The following is a 567-nucleotide window of genomic DNA, read 5'->3' on the forward strand; positions in this document are numbered from 1 at the left end:
GAGAACGGCGGCGCCGTCCTGTGGCAGCACCTCTTCTGGTTCTTCGGCCACCCCGAGGTGTACATCATCGCCCTGCCGTTCTTCGGCATCGTCTCCGAGATTTTCCCGGTCTTCAGCCGGAAACCGATCTTCGGCTACAAGGGCCTGGTCTACGCCACCATCGCCATCGCCGCCCTGTCCGTGACCGTGTGGGCGCACCACATGTACGTGACCGGTTCGGTGCTCCTGCCGTTCTTCGCTTTCATGACCATGCTGATCGCGGTGCCCACCGGGGTGAAGTTCTTCAACTGGATCGGCACCATGTGGCGCGGGTCGATCACGTTCGAAACCCCGATGCTGTGGAGCATTGGCTTCCTCATCACCTTCCTTTTCGGTGGCCTGACCGGCATCATCCTGGCCTCGCCGCCGTTGGACTTCCACGTCTCTGATTCCTACTTCGTGGTGGCGCACTTCCACTACGTCGTGTTCGGCACCGTGGTGTTCGCGATGTTCGCCGGCTTCTACTTCTGGTGGCCCAAGTGGACTGGCAAGATGCTCAACGAGCGGCTCGGAAAGATCCACTTCTGG

Annotated in this window: 1 protein-coding gene; it reads left to right on the forward strand. The window is 60.8% G+C overall.

All coding sequences use genetic code 11. The features are described from left to right. Positions 1-567: cbb3-type cytochrome c oxidase subunit I (locus tag V9L18_RS22015; RefSeq protein WP_337349270.1), on the forward strand; the 567-nt coding region annotated here is incomplete at both ends.

The sequence above is a fragment of the Pseudarthrobacter sp. CCNWLW217 genome (assembly GCF_037203985.1).
In the GTDB taxonomy this organism is placed as follows: Bacteria; Actinomycetota; Actinomycetes; order Actinomycetales; family Micrococcaceae; genus Arthrobacter.